The organism is Vibrio tubiashii, assembly GCF_028551255.1.
GTDB lineage: Bacteria > Pseudomonadota > Gammaproteobacteria > Enterobacterales > Vibrionaceae > Vibrio > Vibrio tubiashii_B.
The window spans coordinates 115,640-135,239 of the sequence record NZ_CP117031.1 but is presented as its reverse complement, the minus strand read 5'-3'; the positions used below and the strand labels follow the sequence as shown (position 1 = coordinate 135,239).

16 protein-coding genes are annotated in these 19,600 nt (G+C 49.6%); all 16 read left to right on the top strand.

Features of this window, described 5'->3' with window-relative positions:
• Positions 1–352 precede the first annotated feature (352 nt).
• The 16 genes from LYZ37_RS23545 (at position 353) to tssK (ending at position 19,598) form a co-directional block, all read left to right on the top strand.
• The gene (locus LYZ37_RS23545; protein ID WP_272788554.1) at positions 353–1,714 is read left to right on the top strand and encodes a type VI secretion system protein TssA; all 1,362 of its coding nucleotides are present in this window, start codon (positions 353–355) and stop codon (positions 1,712–1,714) included.
• Between the two features lie 27 nt (positions 1,715–1,741).
• Positions 1,742–2,272 (top strand): Hcp family type VI secretion system effector, encoded by a 531-nt coding sequence (locus LYZ37_RS23540; RefSeq protein ID WP_004744272.1) that lies wholly within the window; start codon positions 1,742–1,744, stop codon positions 2,270–2,272.
• A gap of 67 nt (positions 2,273–2,339) precedes the next feature.
• Complete coding sequence (gene tssB / locus LYZ37_RS23535) at positions 2,340–2,849, top strand: type VI secretion system contractile sheath small subunit (protein WP_004744271.1); 510 nt, start codon at positions 2,340–2,342, stop codon at positions 2,847–2,849.
• Entirely contained in the window at positions 2,849–4,327 is a 1,479-nt protein-coding gene (gene tssC, locus LYZ37_RS23530; protein ID WP_004744270.1) for a type VI secretion system contractile sheath large subunit, read from the top strand. The genes tssB and tssC overlap by 1 nt, the downstream gene beginning before the upstream one ends.
• Positions 4,328–4,375: 48 nt before the next feature.
• Positions 4,376–5,731: a type VI secretion system contractile sheath domain-containing protein gene (locus LYZ37_RS23525; RefSeq protein ID WP_272788553.1), complete on the top strand. Its 1,356-nt coding sequence runs from the start codon at positions 4,376–4,378 to the stop codon at positions 5,729–5,731.
• Entirely contained in the window at positions 5,728–6,144 is a 417-nt protein-coding gene (gene tssE, locus LYZ37_RS23520; protein ID WP_171381584.1) for a type VI secretion system baseplate subunit TssE, read from the top strand. Before LYZ37_RS23525 ends, tssE begins: the two co-directional genes overlap by 4 nt.
• Positions 6,137–7,918, top strand: coding sequence for a type VI secretion system baseplate subunit TssF (tssF, locus tag LYZ37_RS23515; RefSeq protein ID WP_171381585.1), 1,782 nt, complete (start codon positions 6,137–6,139; stop codon positions 7,916–7,918). Before tssE ends, tssF begins: the two co-directional genes overlap by 8 nt.
• Positions 7,900–8,883 carry a type VI secretion system baseplate subunit TssG gene (locus LYZ37_RS23510; protein ID WP_069669787.1) on the top strand — a complete coding sequence of 328 codons (984 nt, stop codon included), beginning with the start codon at positions 7,900–7,902 and terminating at the stop codon, positions 8,881–8,883. Before tssF ends, LYZ37_RS23510 begins: the two co-directional genes overlap by 19 nt.
• 9 nt (positions 8,884–8,892) lie before the next feature.
• Positions 8,893–11,502, top strand: coding sequence for a type VI secretion system ATPase TssH (gene tssH, locus LYZ37_RS23505; RefSeq protein ID WP_272788552.1), 2,610 nt, complete (start codon positions 8,893–8,895; stop codon positions 11,500–11,502).
• Between the two features lie 153 nt (positions 11,503–11,655).
• Entirely contained in the window at positions 11,656–12,807 is a 1,152-nt protein-coding gene (locus LYZ37_RS23500; RefSeq protein ID WP_004744264.1) for a D-alanine--D-alanine ligase family protein, read from the top strand.
• Between the two features lie 3 nt (positions 12,808–12,810).
• A complete protein-coding gene (locus LYZ37_RS23495) occupies positions 12,811–15,009 on the top strand; it encodes an MFS transporter (protein ID WP_049843843.1) in 2,199 nt (732 codons plus the stop codon).
• Positions 15,006–16,145, top strand: coding sequence for an ABC transporter substrate binding protein (locus LYZ37_RS23490; protein WP_004744262.1), 1,140 nt, complete (start codon positions 15,006–15,008; stop codon positions 16,143–16,145). Before LYZ37_RS23495 ends, LYZ37_RS23490 begins: the two co-directional genes overlap by 4 nt.
• Entirely contained in the window at positions 16,142–16,837 is a 696-nt protein-coding gene (locus LYZ37_RS23485; protein WP_272250317.1) for a substrate-binding periplasmic protein, read from the top strand. Before LYZ37_RS23490 ends, LYZ37_RS23485 begins: the two co-directional genes overlap by 4 nt.
• 33 nt (positions 16,838–16,870) lie before the next feature.
• Positions 16,871–17,815, top strand: coding sequence for a type VI secretion system-associated FHA domain protein (locus tag LYZ37_RS23480; RefSeq protein ID WP_272788551.1), 945 nt, complete (start codon positions 16,871–16,873; stop codon positions 17,813–17,815).
• Entirely contained in the window at positions 17,815–18,282 is a 468-nt protein-coding gene (gene tssJ / locus LYZ37_RS23475) for a type VI secretion system lipoprotein TssJ (RefSeq protein WP_004744259.1), read from the top strand. Before LYZ37_RS23480 ends, tssJ begins: the two co-directional genes overlap by 1 nt.
• A complete protein-coding gene (tssK, locus tag LYZ37_RS23470) occupies positions 18,282–19,598 on the top strand; it encodes a type VI secretion system baseplate subunit TssK (protein WP_272788550.1) in 1,317 nt (438 codons plus the stop codon). Before tssJ ends, tssK begins: the two co-directional genes overlap by 1 nt.
• The last annotated feature ends 2 nt before the right edge of the window (positions 19,599–19,600 follow it).

Genomic DNA, 19,600 nt, shown 5'->3' with positions numbered 1-19,600 from the left:
ATAAAAATAATATCCTTACGAAAATTATAACTTTGTTCAAATAAATAGGGTTTTTATTATTGATTGACAAAGTTAAATGACTGTCCACTCTTTTTCAAGTCGCAATAAGAAATAACAGTTTTTATTCCAACGAACTTTAGGTTGTTATTTTTTATTATGCAACTCAATAGATACTTTATTTAATTGTGATGATTCATGGCGTGAATGGACCGCCAAAATGGCATATATGGTGGTTTTCTCAAACCAATGAAAATATAAACTGTCGTCGTCTATCAATAAATTTCGCCTTTGGGAAAACAAAGACATGGCGAAATATATTCACGATACCTTAATTAGCAAATTATGAGAGTCTATGCCATTTTTAAAATCTCAGGCTGAACAGCTTTCTCAACCAATCAGTGATGAGTTGGTGTGTGGTGTTTACTTGAAAATGGACAAAAGTGCGTTTCGTCCATTACGGAATGAGTTCAATGTTGCGCAAACCGCATTGCGTAAACTCAGTCAGAATCCGGCAGAAAGCGAAAAAGACGAGTTGATAGCCGCGTGTCACGCAAGTTGGCAGTCCTTGTCCGAGCGTTTGCTTGAAACTTTCGCCCACACCACGCGAGACATCGAGTTAATTTCTTGGTTTATCGCGGCTCAATGTTTGCTCGACCCTAGTCTTGAGAGTGCGGCCAATAGCATCGAATGGTTAGCGGACTTGGCAGAGCAGCACTGGGATCATCTCAACCCCGTCTTGACTGAAGAAAAACTCATATCCGACGAGAGTGCAGCCATCGCCAAGCAACAAGCTGAAGCGAAAATTAAGGCATTGATGCAACTGGTTGGGGAGAGTGAAGAGAGCTGTTTGCTGTATGGGCCACTGCTTCAACTTCCCTTGGTCGGAACGGTAACGTTTTATGACTACCAAAGCGCTGAGCGCCGAGGTGAAACCAGTCAATTAAAGTCGTCTCTCTCCGCAGTAGTCGCTCAAGAGCGCGCTGCCATCACCGCTAAATTGGACAATTTGAGCCAAGCACTCGCGCAGTTGGATAGATTACGCGTAAACGTCGCTCAGCGAAGCCAAGCATTAGGCGTCAAAGCGGCCAATTTTGGCTTCGTGACGGGATTACTGCGTCGCGTGGACCAAGCGCTATTTCATCTCACTGGGATCAAAGTGACGGCGACGACGGAGCCGAAAGCCGCAGCGCCTGCTGATGAGCCTTCTGTGGCTTCCGAGTCCACGATTATTGAGCCATCGACTTGTACATCGGAGCCTTTGCAGCCTGAGACAACGTCACAGCACCTCCATGCTGGGAACTTGTCCGCGTTGGGCGCGCTCAACAATATGAACCGTGATCTGGCGTTCCATCTATTGAGAGAGATCGCGGACTATTTTCGCCAAAGCGAGCCGCATAGTCCTAGCGCTTTCATGTTAGAGAAGGTGATTCGTTGGGGCTATCTCCCTCTGCCAGAGTTGTTGCAAGAGATGATGGCAGAGAAAAGCGCTGACTCGGCCAGTGCAATGTTTAATGCCGTTGGGCTCAATCACCTTGAGCAGGTGACTCTGCCTGAAGTGACACGCCCAGCGATCACCCCGGTGCCTTCGGTGGCTCCGCAAGTTTCGGAAGCACCAAGTGCCCAAGAGTTAGTATCACAGACTTCCCCTGTCGATACCCAACCTCAACAAGATGACGAACCTAAATCCTCAGCGAAATCTGGCTTGAGCTGGTAATCGTCTTTTTAAAAATAAGGAAAAAACATGGCAAGTATTTATATGCGCGTTAGCGATCTTCAAGTTGAAGGGGCGGCAACAATTGGTCAGCTTGAAACGGCTGAGGGCAAAAATGATGGTTGGTTTGCTATCAACTCCTATGCGTGGGGCGGTGCACGTAACGTTGCGATGGACATTGGTAACAGCACCAATGCTGACTCCGGTATGGTTGGCGTGAGCGAAGTCAGTGTCACTAAAGAAGTGGATGGTGCGTCGGAAGACCTTCTGTCTTACCTATTTAACCCAGGCAAAGACGGTCGTACGGTTGAGATCGCGTTCACGAAACCAGCGAACGAAGGCCAAGGTGTGGAAGTGTACTTCCAAATCAAACTCGAAAAAGCACGTTTGGTTTCTTACAACGTGAGCGGTACAGACGGCTCACAACCTTTTGAGAGCCTGTCGCTGTCTTACACGTCGATTTCTCAGAAGCACCACTATGAAAAAGTGGGCGGCGAGCTGCAAAGCGGCGGCGTTGTGACCTACGACTTACCGACCGGAAAAATGACGTCTGGTAAGTAATCCTTCAAGGCGCATTATCGCTCATAGTGCGCCTGTTTTTAGCCAATCTCTAAACTAGGACACTGTTATGTCATTGAACTCGCAACATAAGCGCGTCAGTAAGAACCGAGTCAGCATTACGTACGACGTGGAAACCAATGGTGCTGTTGAAACCAAAGAACTGCCGTTTGTCGTCGGTGTAATTGGTGATTTCTCGGGCCATAAACCGGAATCGGAAAAAGTCGCGCTTGAAGAGCGTGAATTTACTGGCGTTGATAAAGACAACTTCGACTCTGTGATGGGGCAAATCCACCCACGTTTGTCGTACAAAGTGGACAACAAGCTAGCAAAAGACGACACCCAATTTGATGTGAATTTGAGCTTTCGCTCGATGAAAGATTTTCATCCGGAGAATCTGGTTGAGCAGATCGACCCACTTAAGCAGTTAGTTGAGACACGTAATCAACTCAAAGTGTTGTTGAGTAAAGCGGACCGCTCAAGAGATCTCGAGAGTTTGTTAAAAGAAGTTCTACAAAGTACAGACGCCATCAATGGCTTAGCTGAGGAACTTGGTTTAAATCAGGAGGGCGGCGAATAATGTCGGTAGAACAACAAGCAACGCAAAATGTGGCAGAAGCAGAGGCTTCACTGAGTTTTCTTGATCGTGCGATCAGTGCGACCGCCCAGACGCCGGTCGATACGACGAAAGAGTTGTTGAGCATTATGACGGCCCAAGCGCTAGAAGGGACCGTTACGTGGGATAAAAACCTCACACTGACGATTGAGAAAGCCATCGGCCAGCTTGATCGCAAGATCTCTGAGCAGTTGTCTACAGTGATGCAAAACGCTGAGTTCCAGAAAATGGAAGGGTCTTGGCTGGGTCTGCAAAAACTCGTTAAAAATAGCGAGTTAGGACCAGATTTAAAGATCAAACTGGCGGATTACACCAAAGAAGAACTGCTTGAACAATTCGAAGATGCCCCAGCAATTGATCGTAGTCGCTTTTTCAACATGGTGTACCAGGAAGAATTTGGTACGGCCGGGGGTCAGCCATACGGTGCTCTCCTTGGGGATTACGAGTTTGGTTACGGTGATGAAGATGTGTCCTTGCTTCGTTACATGGGCGAAGTCGCGTCGGCATCTCACTCTCCATTTGTTGCGGCGGCAAACGCTGGCATGTTCGATTTCAATTCATTCAGTACCTTTGCTGAAGGTAAGCCAGTCGCTACAGGCTTTGACTCGCCAGCGTATGCAAGTTGGAATGCATTCCGTGAAAGCGATGACTCGCGTTACGTAGCGCTGACCTTACCTAAGACAATGGCACGCTTACCCTACGGCGCGGATACGGTGCCAGTGAAGTCTTTTGCGTTTGAAGAGCTGAAAACACGTGACAACGGTCAAGCCATTGTGTCATCAGACAACGAGTTTGTTTGGAGCAACGCAGCGTATGAATTTGGCTTACTCATGACTCAAGCCTACACAAAATACGGTTGGTGTACGGCGATTCGTGGTACGGAAAATGGCGGCAAAGTTGAAAACTTACCGAACTTTACGCACGTGTCAGATGCCGGTGATCTACTGCAGCAATGCCCGACTGAGGTCAACTTTACCGATGAACGCGAGAAAGAACTGAGTGATCTGGGTTTCTTGCCGCTCGTGCATTACAAAAACACGAACTACGCGGTATTTATGGGCGCGCAGACGACGCACAAGCCAAAGACTTACACAGATCCTGATGCAACCGCAAACGCCGCAATTTCAGCTCGTTTACCTTATACGATGGCTAGCAGCCGCATTGCTCAGTACCTCAAAGTCATGGGCCGTGACCGCATTGGTTCTAACTTAAATCCAAGCGATGTTGAGCGTGAGCTGAACAGTTGGATCAATCAGTACGTGAACCCAAATGCGATTGGTAACGATGCGAAAGCCACGCACCCGTTGGTTGAGGCAAAAGTCACCGTCGAAGAACAAGCTGGCCGACCTGGTGCTTATTCAGCGGTGGCCTACCTTCGTCCTTGGCTACAGATGGAAGAATTGACGACCTCATTACGTATGGTCGCAAATATCCCTGGTTAATCTGATTCGGGGGCTCATAGCCCCCGAATGTTTTGCATTGAGTTTTTGATGAAAGTTGACTCCGAAATACCACTCAGCCCAATAAGCTCTTCCGCCTGGCAGGCCTTATTAGCTAAGGCGCCACGTCAATCAAAAGCGCAATTCAAAGCATGGCTTACTCGTTTGATTGCTCAGCTTGATGCACTGCTCAGTGACCAGCTATCTGAAGTCATTCAGCATCCGCAGTTTCAGCAACTGGAAGCGTCTTGGACTGGAATCGAATCTTTAACAGAGGTTCAAGTTTCGCAGCGTCGTGTGAAAATTAAGCTGCTCGATGCCAGTTGGCAAGTGGTGGCTTCCGATCTTAACCATTCATTCGATTTAAAGCATTCGGGGCTGTATCAGAAATTATATGCCAACGAGTTTGATACGGCGGGAGGAGTGCCTTTCGGGCTTGTCATGGTTGACCATAAGATCAGTGCCGAATACAACCCAGATCAAGAGTGGGATGACTTATTCACTCTTCAACTGTTATCTGAGTTGGGTGAAATGGCATTTTGTCCAATGGTGTTAGGTGTTGATGAACTCTTTTTTGGGGATGACCCTCGTCGACAACTGCATGATCGAGCTCGTATAGACCGTATTCTAAGCAGCCGTGATCTCGTGTCGTGGCAACTGCTACGAGGGCGCAGCTCGTCACGTTTTCTCCACTTAGTGATGCCAGAGTTTTTAATGCGCCAACCTTATCAGCATTGTCCTGCTGGCTTTCTGTTTAACCAAGAACAACGTGAGCATTGTGCCTTATGGGGGAACAGTGGCTACCTGGTCTTGAGTAATGTGATGCGCGAGTTTGACCGCATCAGTTGGTTTGGGTTTTTGCGTTCATACGATGACACTGGAAACTATGGAGCGGTAGTGCCGAACTCTGGATCACTGCGCACGAAAGTAGACTTGTTTGCGGAGGACGATGGCTTTTGGGCCGCGCAGGGATTCATGCCCTTAACGAGCCTTTATTTGAGTGATCAAAAAGGATTTTTTAGCAATCAGTCCGTCTGGCAAGCCCCGAGCCCAGATCAACGTCAACTAGGAATGCTACAGACCAATTTGATGGCCTGCCGATTTGGTCACTACATCAAAGCACAAATCCGTGATCAGGTTGGACGGTACGACAGTGTGGAAAGTTGTCGACGTAGCCTTGAGCGGTGGCTGGATCAATACATCAGCAACGTGAGCTATGGAGAAGACTCGATCTTAGCGCGGTATCCCCTCCGTTCCTGCTATGTGCGAATTGAAGAGTCAGAACACGATAAGACGCGTTATCTGTGTGAAATCATGCTCCAGCCTCAGTATCAGTTTGAAATGATGGACGCCAAAGTCGTGTTGACCGCGTCGGTATCTGGACAAGAAGTGGGAGAGAGTCAATGAGTCTAATGGCAAAACTCAATCAGGGGTGGCGCAATGACATTGATGCCGTCCGCGACGTCATTGTGGATAACGTTTGTGATTTGATCTCGAGTCGGGCACCTCTTTGGTCGAACGAGCCATCTATCCCAGAAGCGACCATTGCTGGTTTGGGGATGAGAAACATAGCTCGCGCACAAAGTAAGACAAACACTGCCGACATTATTGATGAAATTGAAGCGCTAATCCGTTTCTATGAGCCACGTTTAACGCAGGTTGAAATTGAGGTGCAGGAAGGGACAAGCGCGACGAACCAACTGAGTTTTCGTCTGTCTGCTGTGGTCCACTCGGATCTTGGCGATGAAGCCATCGTGTTGGACTCCTTTCTGGATCTCAGCAGCAACAAACTTGATGTAAGGAAGTCTAATTTTGTCTAATTCATTGCTTTCCTATTTTGAACAAGAGCTGCGTTTTATTCGCAATGAAGCCACACAATTTGCCGAGCGCCACCCAGGGGCAGCGCGCGCGCTCAGTATACGCAAAGACAGTATTGATGACCCACAGATCGCTCGTCTGATCGAAAGTGTTGCACTGATGAACGGTAAGTTACAGCAGCGTCTTGATGACTCTTATCCGGAACTGACCGAAAGCCTGGTTACCTTGCTGTTTCCGCATTACTTAAGACCGATCCCGTCCTATACCATGCTGGATTTTGAGGTGGAGAAGGACGCCAATGCTAAGCATATGATTCCCAAAGAGACGGAATTCGACTTAATGGGGGAAGGGGAAGAGCCGTTAGTGTTTCGAACGACGGAGGACATCGAGATTTTTCCGATCTCCGTCTCGTCAGCCGACGTGTTATTTGCACCTTTTGAACTGGCTAAGCCATCAGGGGCAGAGAGTGCGAAGGCAATGTTGGAGCTGACCATCACGGCGACCGATGAAGGCATTGAACTCAGTGAGTTGGGTATGGAAAGTCTCACTCTGCACCTCAAAGGAGAAAGCCACTTTGCTTTGCGTCTTTATGATGTCTTGGCTCAAGGTGTTGCTCAGGTGGCACTTCAATGCGAAGGCGGTGCGGTGCTACTGGGACCATCGGCATTGCAACCCATTGGTTTTGACGCTGAGAACACGGTATTGCCCTATCAGGCAGCCAGTTTTGGTGGGTTCAAACTGCTGACTGAGTTCTTTATGTTTCCCGAGCGTTTTCAGGGGTTTAGTCTCGATTTGACGCGCCTTGGTCAACGACGTCTAGGGGCGGAATGTCGGCTTCAAATCTTCCTTGATGAAATCAGTGTGGAGCAGGCGCGAAGCATCCAGACCCAGCACTTTTCATTGTTTAGCGTCCCTTTAGTGAACTTGCACAGCAAGATCTCTGAGCCTATCCATATTGACTTCAGCCAGAAGCAATATCCGGTGTATCTCGACAGCAATCAACGCAGTGATTTGGAAGTATTTTCTGTCGACGAAGTGGTGGACGTTACAGAGGGTGAACCGTGTGTGGTGCCGCCTCTGTACGGGGAAAAATACACCAGCACAAACAATTCATTGCGATGGCAACTTGTGCAAAGTATCCATGAAAGAGGGGTGCTGAGCAGCAGTTTGAAAGTGGCGGACTTGGGACACGTCAGTGCGAAGGTAGGGGAGCGCGTCTGGACTGTCACCACCACGGCTAGCGATGGTGTGAGCGCAGGTTCACTCCCAGTAACAAGTCAAATTGCTTGTCGTGATGCGCTGACAATACCTGCCACAATGAGTTTGTCACGCAGGCCGACGTTGCCAGTACGAAGTCGAGACGCCAATAAGAATGTGTGGGCGCTGCTGTGCCACTTGCATTTTAACTACCATGCCATTTTGGGTACCGACAATCCAACGGCTACCTTGAGAAATGTACTGGAGTTGTACAACCACAATCAAGCCGTGCAGAACCAAGTATATATTGATGCCCTACTGGAGATTACCCAAGAGCAGGTTGTGGCACCGCTCCGTGTCTCTGGCAAAACGTGTTTTGCCTACGGAACAAAGATCGCTGTGACGTTAGAAGCCAGTAACGTGAATGGGGGCATTGCTTTGTTTGCCCACTTACTGGATCGATTCTTTGCCTACTTTGCGGGCTTTAACAGCTTCACGCAGTTGGATGTTTATCTCGAAGGACAAGATGGTGTTTATCTGTCCTTCCCAAGGAGAACCGGGTGCAAGAGTCTATTGTAAGTCGATTGACCTCGGGTGGCTTCGCGGGTCAGTTGGAAAAGGCGTGGCAGATGTTCAAGCATCAAGCGCATCTGGCGGGGCAACGACCTGAAGTCAGGTTCAAAGCCGAAGTTCTTCCTGCCTATTACCAGACTCAGGTGTCTCAAGTCACGTCTGACCGAGCTGGGACATTCATCGTGTCAACTTCGGTTGCTGCGTTGTCTGGCAATGGAGGAGCGATGCCCCGAGCGATGTACAGCGGCGCGCTCTCAGCGCGATTTGAACGGGGGGACGAAGCCGCCTGTGATTTCTTTGACACGTTTAACAACCGCTATTACCGCCTGCATTGTGAGACCGAACAAAAACACGATCTGGCCTATCAAGTTGAAGAAGAGCACTTCCATTGGAACCAACACCGTCAGTCGATGACGGGCATGCTGTCTTCACTGGCTGGTCAGACGGGAGAGATGCGCGCTATACCCGAAGATCACTTGGTGCAATACACCGGACTGCTTGGGCTGAAGCTGACGTGTCCGCTCGCTTTGAAAGCGTTGCTGGAGGACTATTTTGACGCGGAGTTTGATATCGCCCGAAGTGGACTAGAGTACCTCCCTCTTACGGAATGTTCGTTAACCCAAATTGGGCAGAGTGGTCAGAATCAACAGCTTGGGATAGGTGCGTTGGCAGGGAAGAGTACACCGATGCTCGGACACAAACTCGCGATCAAAATTTGTCCCAGAAACTACGCCCATTACCTTGCCATTCGGCATGACGAGAAAATGATACATGCGATTGATCATATGGTGCGCAGTTACATGGGGGTCAATACCAAGTTTGCTTTGTACATGAAAGTGCGAAGCCAGTACCTGCCGCGAGTCACGCTCTCTTCCGACCATCAGAAAGCACTGCGAATAGGGCAGTCTGCGTGGATGGACAATCAATCAACCCAACCACAGTTTGTGGAAATGCCACTGGCGAAAAGTTAGGAAAAAAGAATGATCAACATTGAACTGCAGAGCTTGGTTAAAAGGCTGACACCAGCGTTAAAAAACGCTTTAGAGTCAGCCGCTGGTGAATGTGTCAGCCATACTCATTTCTCGATAGAGCCAGAACATTGGTTCTTGCTGTTGCTGCAGCAAAGTAAAGGATGGGATGCGGCGTTGCAACAAGCATCCTTATCGAAAGCTCAAATCCTCGAGCGTTGTCATGCTCATTTAACAGGGTTACCTCGTGGGAATGACTCGTCCCCCGCGCTGTCACCAGAGTTGGTTGAGTTACTGAAAGATGCTTGGATGTTAGCCTCGCTGAACAATCAACAATCGGTTGTCAACGAGTATCACGTTCTCATGGTGCTTAAACAGCGAATGGAACAGAGCACTTACAATGGTGTCTTGAGTGGCTGGGTGACAATGTTATCGTCAGAGTGGTTGCGCCAGCAGGCTTTGGCGGCCAATACGCCCAGTCCAATCTCGGAGACGTCCGAAAGCATGGTCTCAGCCCGTGGTGATTCCACCACGCCGGCTTTGGACAAGTACTCGCAAAATTTAACGGAGGCCGCACGAAGCAGAACGTTAGACCCGATCACGGGGCGTGGTGATGAAATTCGTAAGGCGATTGACATCTTGTGCCGTCGACGTCAAAACAGCCCCATCTTAGTCGGTGATCCCGGTGTGGGAAAAACCGCTATCGTTGAAGGATTGGCACAAGAAATTGTCAATGGCAATGTCCCGCCTGCGCTCGAGAATGTTGAGCTGCGAAGCCTTGATCTATCCCTACTCCAAGCGGGTGCGAGCATTAAGGGGGAATTCGAGAATCGCTTAAAAGATGTCATCAATGAAATTAAGCAATCGCCGACACCGATCATCATGTTTATTGATGAGGCACACACGCTGATTGGCGCCGGAGGCGCTGCAGGTCAAAACGATGCGGCGAACATTCTTAAACCAGCCCTGGCTCGGGGGGAATTTCGCTCTTTAGCGGCGACGACGTGGGCGGAGTACAAACAGTACTTTGAATCGGATGCGGCACTGACGCGACGCTTTCAAGTCGTGTCTGTTGACGAGCCGAGTGCTGAGGATGCGGTGCATATGCTACGCGGCGTTAAACGAAGCTTGGAAAAGCACCACAGTGTCAAAGTGATGCAGCAAGCCATTGATGCGGCTGTGTCGTTGTCTATCCGTTATTTACCCGAACGCAAGTTGCCGGACAAGGCGATCAGTTTGTTGGACACTGCGTGTTCACGAATTGGGTTAAGCCAAAGTGCCACTCCACGTCAAATGGAGGCGGTGGCAGAGCAAATTCGCTATACCCGCAATGAAATTGACACGCTATCGCATGAAGCGGCCTTATGGTCGATGGATGACCCTCGATTAGCGGCGGCAAAGCAGCGGTTGACCACCTTAGAGGCTGAACATGAGGCCATTGAATCACGCTGGAATGAGGAGCGTGATTTAGTGACGTCAATCCTCGAATTGCAAACTCGTCTGGATGAGGAGCTGCAAGATCAGGGCGAGATCACGTCCAATGAACTAAGAGACACGCTATCTGAGAAAATGGCGGCATTGGCCGAACTGCAAGGCGAGCAGCCATTGGTTCTGCCTCAGGTGACGGCACAGACGATCGCGGAGGTGGTTGCACTGTGGACTGGGATCCCTGTCGGCAACATGTTAAGCCAAGAGGTCGAGCGAATGATGGCGCTTGAGTCACACATTGGTGAACGTGTTATTGGCCAGATCACCCCAATTGCTGAGTTGTCACAGGCGATACGTCTTTCGCGAGCGGGATTAACGGATCCGCGCAAGCCTGTCGGTGTGTTCTTAATGTGTGGACCTAGTGGGGTCGGCAAAACCGAGACGGCGTTGGCTTTAACTGATTTGCTGTATGGGGGCGAGCGTAATATCACCACCATTAACATGACGGAGTTTAAGGAAGCGCATAAGGTCTCGATGCTGCTGGGCTCGCCAGCAGGCTATGTTGGATACGGAAAAGGAGGCGTCTTGACGGAAGCGGTACGCAAAAACCCTTACTCAGTACTCCTGCTGGATGAAATGGAAAAAGCGCACCCAAGTGTGCATGACATCTTCTATCAAATCTTTGATAAAGGGGCGATTTCAGACAGCGAAGGTCGCCATGTCGATTTTCGCAACACCATTATCATCATGACCTCAAACGCCGCGGACAGTGCCGTCGTGGATGCTTGCTCAGAAGAGCGACCTGACGTTCCTTCTCTGACTCACACGATCTTTCCTGAACTGCAAAAACACTTTAAGCCAGCGTTTTTAGGTCGAGCAACGATTGTGCCTTATTTCCCACTCAATGACGACGAAATGGCAAAGATCGCGGCGTTATCTCTTCAGCGAATTCGCCAGCGTGTTGATGAACACTACGGGGCGAGCTTTGATTACGACCCACAAGTGATTGAGCAGTTAGTTCATCTGAATGAGTCCCCGGAAACAGGGGCGCGAGCCATTGAACAAATCATCAATCGTCAATTGATGCCTAACTTGGCGAATCAATGCATTCAACGCATGAGCGAGAACCAACCGGTGGAAGCGGTACATGTTGGTGTCGACAGCAATGGCTTGTTCGACATTCGCATTCAATAACAAGTGATAAAGAGGCGTTAGACCTCACATTAAGCAGCGGTGAGTGATCACCGCTGCCTTGACCAACAACGACGTGAGTTTTTGATTTTTTTGTTGCTAGGGGCGATGTCAGCGCTCCCACGTTAGCAACGTTACATCATGAGTAAGATATAGATGACGCAACCTGTTTTTTCTAAGTCACAACTGGAATGGATTCGACACAACCTCACTGTCGCCGTGATCCACGGTGGGGACAAAGCGCGCGCGGAGAGCTTTATTTTCGAGAACTTAAGCCCGCGTTCAACTAAGACGTACGAACCTGTGGCGCACGATATCGCGAATGCTCTTCGAGAATCGGGTTTTCAACATGTGGAGGTATTGGCTGAGGACATTGATCTTGCTCAGCAGTTGAAAGACAAAGCCATTGACTTAGTGATCACCAATAGCGGTGGACTTCAGGGATTTGATTCGATGTGTCATCTGCCATCCACATTGGAGATGTTGGGCGTCCCTTACGTCGGACATTCGCCAATGACGGCAGGCATATTGGATAACAAACACCTCTTTAAGCATGAGATCCACGCCGCGGGATTACCGACGACACCTTTTATTACTATAGGCATTGACGAACGCTTCGAGGATGACGTCAAGCAAAGCGCGATTGACCAAATTGAGGCGCAGTTTTCGGACGGGTTTATCGTAAAGCCTGTGTCTGGGAGAGCGTCGATCCATGTTTACCCGGTCTTTTCGAGAGAGGCCTTGGCAGGGGTGGTCGAGAAAGTGCGTGCAGCGACGGGGAACACGGTGATGATCGAACCCTTTCTCGGCGGTCGTGAATTTGTGGTGGCGGTGGCAGGCGAGTTCATTTTCAAGTCTGGTCAGCTTACACAGTCGGATACACCGCTGGCTTTTTCTATCACTGAGCGTGTGCTTGGCGAGGACGAGCCGATTTTTACGTCTATGGACGTAAAACCCATCACCCAAGATCGTCTGATTGCGGTCACCGACGAACCTCTGCGTAGTGAACTGGCAGCGATTGGGCAGAAAATCTACCGCCAATTGGGTCTTCAAACGCTGGTTCGCGTTGATTTACGTATGGATAGCACAGGCAAAGTGTACGTTTTGGAAACGAATCCAAAGCCGGATCTTAAACGCCCTCAAGGGGACAACGTCAGTTTGGTATGCCATGACTTAGCCCGTGAAGGCATGGACTACACAGATCTCGTCCAGTCACTGGTCTTCAATCGTCTGTCTTTCTTAAAACAGAAAAGACCGATGGCGTTGGCTCACTGCCTAACGGCGCAATTTGATGCTTTGCAGGAGTAATGGTTGAACACGTTTAAGCAATACAGTCGCTTGATGCTTGGGGCGTTATTGGTCCTGTTGTCACTGATGTTGATCTTCGTCGTGGGCTATGCCCAGGCATTGAAAAGCTACCAACAACAAAGCCGAGACGCCATTCTAGCCCAAACGGAAGCGGCCAGAATCGGTATAGAGCAAGTGCTGAACTCTGGGGTCCCGCTGCCTGACATTGCGGGGTTAGAAAAAGTGTTGGCTCCCATCGCAGATGCCGATTCGTCAGTGGTCGATATCCGCGTGATCTCGGGACAACAAGAATTGTATCGCTATACCGATGAAAGCATGCTCGGAAGCTTGGTCAGCATCCCTTTGAACAACAAGTTTACACAGGTGGGAGCATTGGAAGTGATGCTCAGTGATCATGAGATTGCCAAGACAATTGATGGGCACTTCAAACCCATGCTGGGGTTGGTGCTCTTTTTGACCGCCGCGTTTGTGTTTTTTGTTCTTCGAAGTGCCAATCCTAAGATCTACTTTACCGCATTTGGCGGGGTGTTTTTGGCAATGTCCACGAGTGTATTTTTAATGGTGGGGGCTCTGTATAAGTCGGGTTTGGAGAACAAAGCCGACTCCATGGCCAACATCGTAACGCAGCGATTAGCGCCTGTATTGAGTGCTGGAATTGGGTACGAGCAAGTCAGCGGTATTGATCGAATGTTGGACAGTTTTCGTCAGTCCAATCCTGAAGTTTCATCCATCTCCGTGTCGCAAGGGAATACGATGATCGCCAAAAGTCAGGCTCGCGCCGATTCCATGGCTGTGGAGAGTATGGCTGCGTTTCTTGTGGAGGATACCAAAGGCAGCCAAGTTACGGTGGCCTTTGATCCCAAGGCATTGCTGGCTCAACTCCTGAAAACGCTGAAAAACTTTGCGATCTTGTTCGCTGGGTGTGCGTTCATCTGCTTTGCATTTGTGCGTTTGCTTTGTCACTCCAAGGCACAATCTGACAATGAGGCCGTGTTAGCAAAAGTGAAACCTTTGTTGCTTGTGACGGTATTGATGGAGTCATTGATGGCGCCCGTATTGCCGCAATATTTGACGCAGATAGCGGTGGAGAGTGGCGCGAGTGAAAGTTGGTCCTCGTACTTTTTCACCCTGTACTTCGTTGGATTTGCTGCGACATTACTGCCGGTGGCGCGATTACTCGAAGTGTGGGATATCCGCAAAGTGTTGGGGTCAGGGATCGTACTGTCGTCGCTAGGTTGCCTACTTTTGGCGTATGACTCTCAATTGATGACGGTGCTCGTGGCTCGTTTGATTTCGGGGGTGGGTCAAGCCACGATCTTCATTGCTGTGCAAGGGTATATCTTGCGCTGCAGCGATCAAAGCAACAAAACGCAAGCCGCCGGTATTATCGTGTTTTGCTTTAATGCGGGCTTTATTTCAGGCGCCGCAATTGGTGCGCTCTTGGCGGACACTGTTGGGGTTCAGGGCATCTTCATGTTGGCGGTGTTTGTTGGGGGGTTAATGTATCTGTTCGCGTTGACTCTCCCTTCGATGGCGATGCAAGCCACAAAGCAGGGGACGTTAAAAGAAAACTTCACCGCCATGGTCAAAGATGCGTCAGCACTGATGCGAGTCCCTTCGTTTATGCGCACAATGTTGCTGGTAGGGATCCCGACCAAAATGATGCTCACAGGTGTCGTGTTTTTTGCCGTACCTATCTTGTTATCGAATGCCGGCGTAGAGCGAGAGAGCATCGGTCAAGTATTGATGGCGTACGCTTTTTCCGTGTTATTTGTTAGCGGCAAGGTGTCACCGATGATAGACCGAGTAGGCTCGGCGAAATGGGCGCTGTGTCTTGGCAGTGGCGTCGGTGCTGTCTCACTTATTTTGTTGTCTTTTTCTTTCCGTTTTGAAGACATAACGTATCTGGTTTTACTTGCCACGTTTGCGATGTTAGTCATGGGGATTTCCCACGGATTGATCAACGCCCCTGTTGTGACGCACGTAGTGACGTCGACTCAGGGCGCGAATGCGAACTCAGTCGCGTCAACGTATCGCTTTCTTGAACGACTCGGACATGTTTTGGGATCCATTGTTGTTGGAGCACTGCTGACTCATTTGGGACACACTTGGGCGTTTTTCACCTTATCGATCTTCTTCGGATTCGCCGGGGCGACGATGTGGCTTCTTGATCGAACGCCAAGCATGGAGGGGCAGTCATGAAGAGGTTGATGGGAGTTTTGCTGTGGGTGACGATGTCATCGTTCGTTCAGGCGAAATGGCCTCAGTGGTTGGGAGAGCCGCTCAGAGACAATCATTCGGTGGAGTGGGAAATAAAGGCTCAAGAGGGGGACGTTGTGTTCGCGCCGCGCGCAGAACGTCCGCGTGTCTGGGTGCTTATTTCACGCAAAGCGGACTCTTACGATGTGGCCCTCTCCACCATGCTAAAAGTCTTTCGTCGCGAGATGCCTAATGTCTCATTTCGAGTGTTCTTATTGCCAGCGACTCAGCAGCAGTTGCGAACGTGGACGCATGCGGCGGAACGCGAGGCGGCTCTGATTTACAGCGTGGGATCGCGGGCGACGGTGTCGCTTCATGAGGTTTATTCGGGCGGAAAACTGCCGGTGATCTCAGTTAATGCCAAAGATCCTGTCTTGATGGGGCTGACAGACAACTACCAAAGCAGTGGAAACAACTTTGCGTATACATCTTTAAACTTGCCAGCGGATATCACGCTTAACTTCTTACGTCGTTTCCGACCAAGCTTGACGCAAATAGGTGTGCTGTATGCCAAAACCAACACCAGTGCTTACTTGACCCAGTACCTACCACTGAAAATGGAAGCAGAAAAGCAAGGTGTGCGAGTTTTTCCTATTGAAGTGGATGAAACCCAACCCGGACAAACGCTAGAAGAAAGCATGGCAGCGCAAACGCAAGCCATGCGAGTTGGTGATGATACGTTTGAGCGTTCACTGCTTTGGTTAACTGGCAGTTCGAGTTTGCTCAGTCGGATCGATGAGATAAACCAGTATTCGCAGCGATTACCTTTGCTGACGGCAGTACCGGATGCGGTCAATGCCAGTGCGCAAAGTGCGTTAATGTCGGTTGGTGTCGGGTTTGAAAACAACGCACATCAAGCGGCGCTCTATGGTCTTCGCATTCTGAACGAAGGGGTAAAGCCTCATTCTTTACCTGTTGGACTCCTGTCCCCCCCTGATATTGCGATCAGTTTTAAACAAGCTGAGCGAGTCAACACCCCCGTACCATTCGTTTTGCTCGAAATGGCGAGTGATATCTACGCCAGTGATGGAAGTGTTGTGCGCTCTGCGGGCATGAGCATGGAGGAGCATACACCATGAGAATCGTCATATTTCTGCTGCTAATCATTGGAAGTAGCAGTCAATCGGCGTGGGCGTTCAGTCGACCAGACCGTTTACTGCTCGCAACGCAAGAGTGGTTTCCCTACCAGTATCAAGAGAACGGGGTAATGAAAGGCCCAGGGATCGATAAAGTAAAATGCGTAATGCGCCATCTGGATCAGCCCTATCAACTGACCATGACCAAATGGGACCGCGCGCAACTGATGACTGAAGTTGGGTCTCAACATGGTTTTTTCTTGGCTTCACACAACAGCAAACGCGATGAGTATGCTGAGTACTCCGCACCTTTGGAAGAGCAGAATTGGAGTTGGTTTTCTCTGTCGGATTCGACGGAGGTCGACAGTGCGATGTTCAAGTCTCAAATCAAGGTGGCGGCGTTGTTTGGCTCGAACAAATGGTTTTGGTTACAGAAAAACGGCTATCGCGTCAGTAAAAAACCAAGAACCCCTAAAGCGTTGATTGAGTTACTGCTCAACGGCGAAGTCGGTGCCATCTTAGGAAATGACGCCGTGATCGACGAAACCATCAAAAAAATGGGCGTTAGCTACCGAGCCATATCCCGTACTCGTGTTCAGTCCCAGTCTTTGGGGGTGTACTTTTCCAAAGCCTTTATCAAGCGATATCCCCGTTTTCTGGCGGAGTTTAATGACGCGGCCGAACAGTGCCGTTAGCGTTCAATATGGATTTAAAGACAGGTCAATTATATGCCTCTATCAATCAGAATAATCAGTTCTCCGGACGGTGAAAGCATTGCCGAGTGGAATCAAGCCTTTCCTGAAGACGGTGGTGATATCGGTCGTGCTTTCGGGAACACATTGCAGCTCAGTGATGCCAGTCGGGAAATTTCGGGAACGCATGCGATCATTCGCAAGAATTCGCGTGGGTACCAAATTGCCGACAACAGTACCAACGGGTTGTTTATCAATGGATCTGACAAGCCATTAGGGAATGGAAACCAATCGACTCTTAGCGATGGAGACGTGCTGGATATCGGTCGTTACCGCCTACTGGTGTCGTGTTTTGTTCCCGATCTTGCTGTTGTGAAATCTGGATTGGGAGCGGAGCGTCATTCCCCTTTTGGAGACGATCCGTTTAGTCAAGAGACTCCTATCGTTGGTGAGATCCCAACTGAAGAAGTGGATGAACCGGAGGTAGTGATCTCCACGTTGGATGTGGTTGATGACGATCCGTTTGTCGCCCATGTCCCTCCTCCTCAACAGGCGGCGGCGTCGTTAGATCTTGAGTTTCAATCTGCGGATGAGGACCCGCTTGCCGAGGCTGAGGTCAAGGCGATCTTCCCACCGTCGGAGGTGTCTGCTGCACGTCATCCGGATCTCAGCACATCTGTTCGCCCTGCAGCCTATGCGTTAGCGGAATTGCAACATCATGACCAACGTTCCCAAGACCGAACTGACAAAGCCTTAGAAATGGCGTTGACCCGTTTGTTGTCAGACATTTCACCTACTGCCATGGAGAGCATGTTTGATGAGCTGTCTGGTAACGGGTTTTGGTCTCGCAAGCCTAAGTATTGGGAGATGTACAAACATTACTTTCATCGTCAGGTCGACAATCGTGACTGGCAAGTGAAGTTTCAAGCGTACTTTCGAGAGGCGCTGCGTCTTCAGAGAAATTTAGAAGGGGAAAAGTGATGAATATTCGATTTTGGGTACCGCTGCTGGCGCTGTGGTTGTCTGGCTGCAGTTTATGGAGTGAGGACTTAGGGCAACCAAGGTTGGTCGTTAATCTGTCGGCGGCAACAAACATTAACCCGAATGCAGAAGGTAAACCTTCTCCAGTGGAGCTGCGAGTGTACCAACTCACCAAACGCAATGCGTTTGAGCAAGCGGATTTTATTCAAATCTATGACGACGATCAGGGGATCTTAAAGTCTGAGCTAGCGGTTGTGCGTCAATTACCAAGCTTGTTGCCAGGTGAATCGCGTCAGGAGGTTATTCCATTAGGGGCCGGCGTTCAATTCATCGGTGTCATTGCGGGATTCGCTGATTATCGCGAAGCAAAAAATAAGGTCATTTATCAACCTGTTATTGTCCATTCAGCGGCAATCAACATAGAAGTAGATGGCATCAATCTTACGGTGTCTGGGGAAGAAGAATAATGGACAACAATAAAGTTGTATGGAGTGAGGGGATGTTTTTATCACCCCAGCACTTCCAGCAGCAAGAGCGCTATGTTGAGAATTTCACGCGAGAGTTTGCAGGTCAAGTCAGCCCGAAGTGCTTCGGTGTTACGCACCTCGAGTTAGATCGTTCAATGCTCAATATTGGCAAAGTCTCTGTGCGCCGTGCTAAAGGGATATTCCCAGATGGTACCCCTTTTGTGGTTGATCAAGCGCTGGTCGTTGATGTGCCTAAAAACACCCATCACAAAAAAGTGTATTTGGCGCTTCCGGTTACCCGACCAGGCGCCGTAGATGTGGGCGAGGACGCCAGATTAAGGCACCGTGCTCTGGAACATCCCGTGTATGACACAAGCCGAGAGCAAAGTGATCCCGCCGCGTTGGAATTGGCCATTTTGAATATACAACTCAAGCTTGAAGGGGATGAGCTTGAGGACTTTGTCTTGTTGGCCATCGCGGAAATCAGTGAGCATAAGTCTGAGGGTGCGGTTGTGCTCAATCAAGCCTTTGTTCCCCAATGTTTGCATTTTGGGGTCTCGACTTATTTGTCTGATTGTATCGCGGATGTGTTTGCACAGGTTCAGTACCGTTCGCGCGCCATTCATGCCCGTCTTCAGGCAGAGGCAAACAGCAAAAGTTACCAATCTTTGATGCGTGACTATCTATGGCTACAGGTGTTGGGGAGTTGGATGCCGAAACTTGAACAGTGGCATCTCGATCCTACGTTATTGACGCGACACTTATACCTAGAATGTGTGTCGATGGCCGGTCAGATGCAAGGGCTTGAAGGTAAGATGCCAAAATCTTTTCCGGCTTGGAACCCAGACGATCTCTACGCGGTGTTTTCAACGGTGTTCTCCGAGCTCTTAGTCTTGTTACGCGAAGTGCAAATTGACAATGTTTCCACCTTAGTTTGGGACAAGCAACTGTTTGTTAGTCGTCGTTTGCTGCGCACCATAGTGGACGATCGCAGCCTGTATCATGAAGGTCGATTTATCATGGTGGTGTCGTCGTCTATTGGGGCGACTCGCTTGGGTGAAGAGTTCCCTCGCGCTGCTAAGTTAGCCGGCAACAGTGATATCGCAGGGTTGGTGCGTAATGCGCTGTCTGGCATTCCATTACGTCATTTGCCGTATGCTCCGTCGGAGCTTAAATCGTTGAACGATGCTGCCTATTTCGAAGTCGACACTAAGTCGGACTTGTGGCAAACCCTTGTCAAGCGAGACGAGGCAATCGCGTTACATATCGACGAACGAATCGATGACATTCGTGTCGACTTCCATGTGATTAGGTAGGT

Bases quoted from the DNA above. Each gene is read 5' to 3' on its own strand.
- LYZ37_RS23545 (WP_272788554.1), top strand. From the start codon at position 353: ATGCCATTTTTAAAATCTCAGGCTGAACAGCTTTCTCAACCAATCAGT.
- LYZ37_RS23540 (WP_004744272.1), top strand. From the start codon at position 1,742: ATGGCAAGTATTTATATGCGCGTTAGCGATCTTCAAGTTGAAGGGGCG.
- tssB (WP_004744271.1), top strand. From the start codon at position 2,340: ATGTCATTGAACTCGCAACATAAGCGCGTCAGTAAGAACCGAGTCAGC.
- tssC (WP_004744270.1), top strand. From the start codon at position 2,849: ATGTCGGTAGAACAACAAGCAACGCAAAATGTGGCAGAAGCAGAGGCT.
- LYZ37_RS23525 (WP_272788553.1), top strand. From the start codon at position 4,376: ATGAAAGTTGACTCCGAAATACCACTCAGCCCAATAAGCTCTTCCGCC.
- tssE (WP_171381584.1), top strand. From the start codon at position 5,728: ATGAGTCTAATGGCAAAACTCAATCAGGGGTGGCGCAATGACATTGAT.
- tssH (WP_272788552.1), top strand. From the start codon at position 8,893: ATGATCAACATTGAACTGCAGAGCTTGGTTAAAAGGCTGACACCAGCG.
- LYZ37_RS23500 (WP_004744264.1), top strand. From the start codon at position 11,656: ATGACGCAACCTGTTTTTTCTAAGTCACAACTGGAATGGATTCGACAC.
- LYZ37_RS23490 (WP_004744262.1), top strand. From the start codon at position 15,006: ATGAAGAGGTTGATGGGAGTTTTGCTGTGGGTGACGATGTCATCGTTC.
- LYZ37_RS23485 (WP_272250317.1), top strand. From the start codon at position 16,142: ATGAGAATCGTCATATTTCTGCTGCTAATCATTGGAAGTAGCAGTCAA.
- LYZ37_RS23480 (WP_272788551.1), top strand. From the start codon at position 16,871: ATGCCTCTATCAATCAGAATAATCAGTTCTCCGGACGGTGAAAGCATT.
- tssJ (WP_004744259.1), top strand. From the start codon at position 17,815: ATGAATATTCGATTTTGGGTACCGCTGCTGGCGCTGTGGTTGTCTGGC.
- tssK (WP_272788550.1), top strand. From the start codon at position 18,282: ATGGACAACAATAAAGTTGTATGGAGTGAGGGGATGTTTTTATCACCC.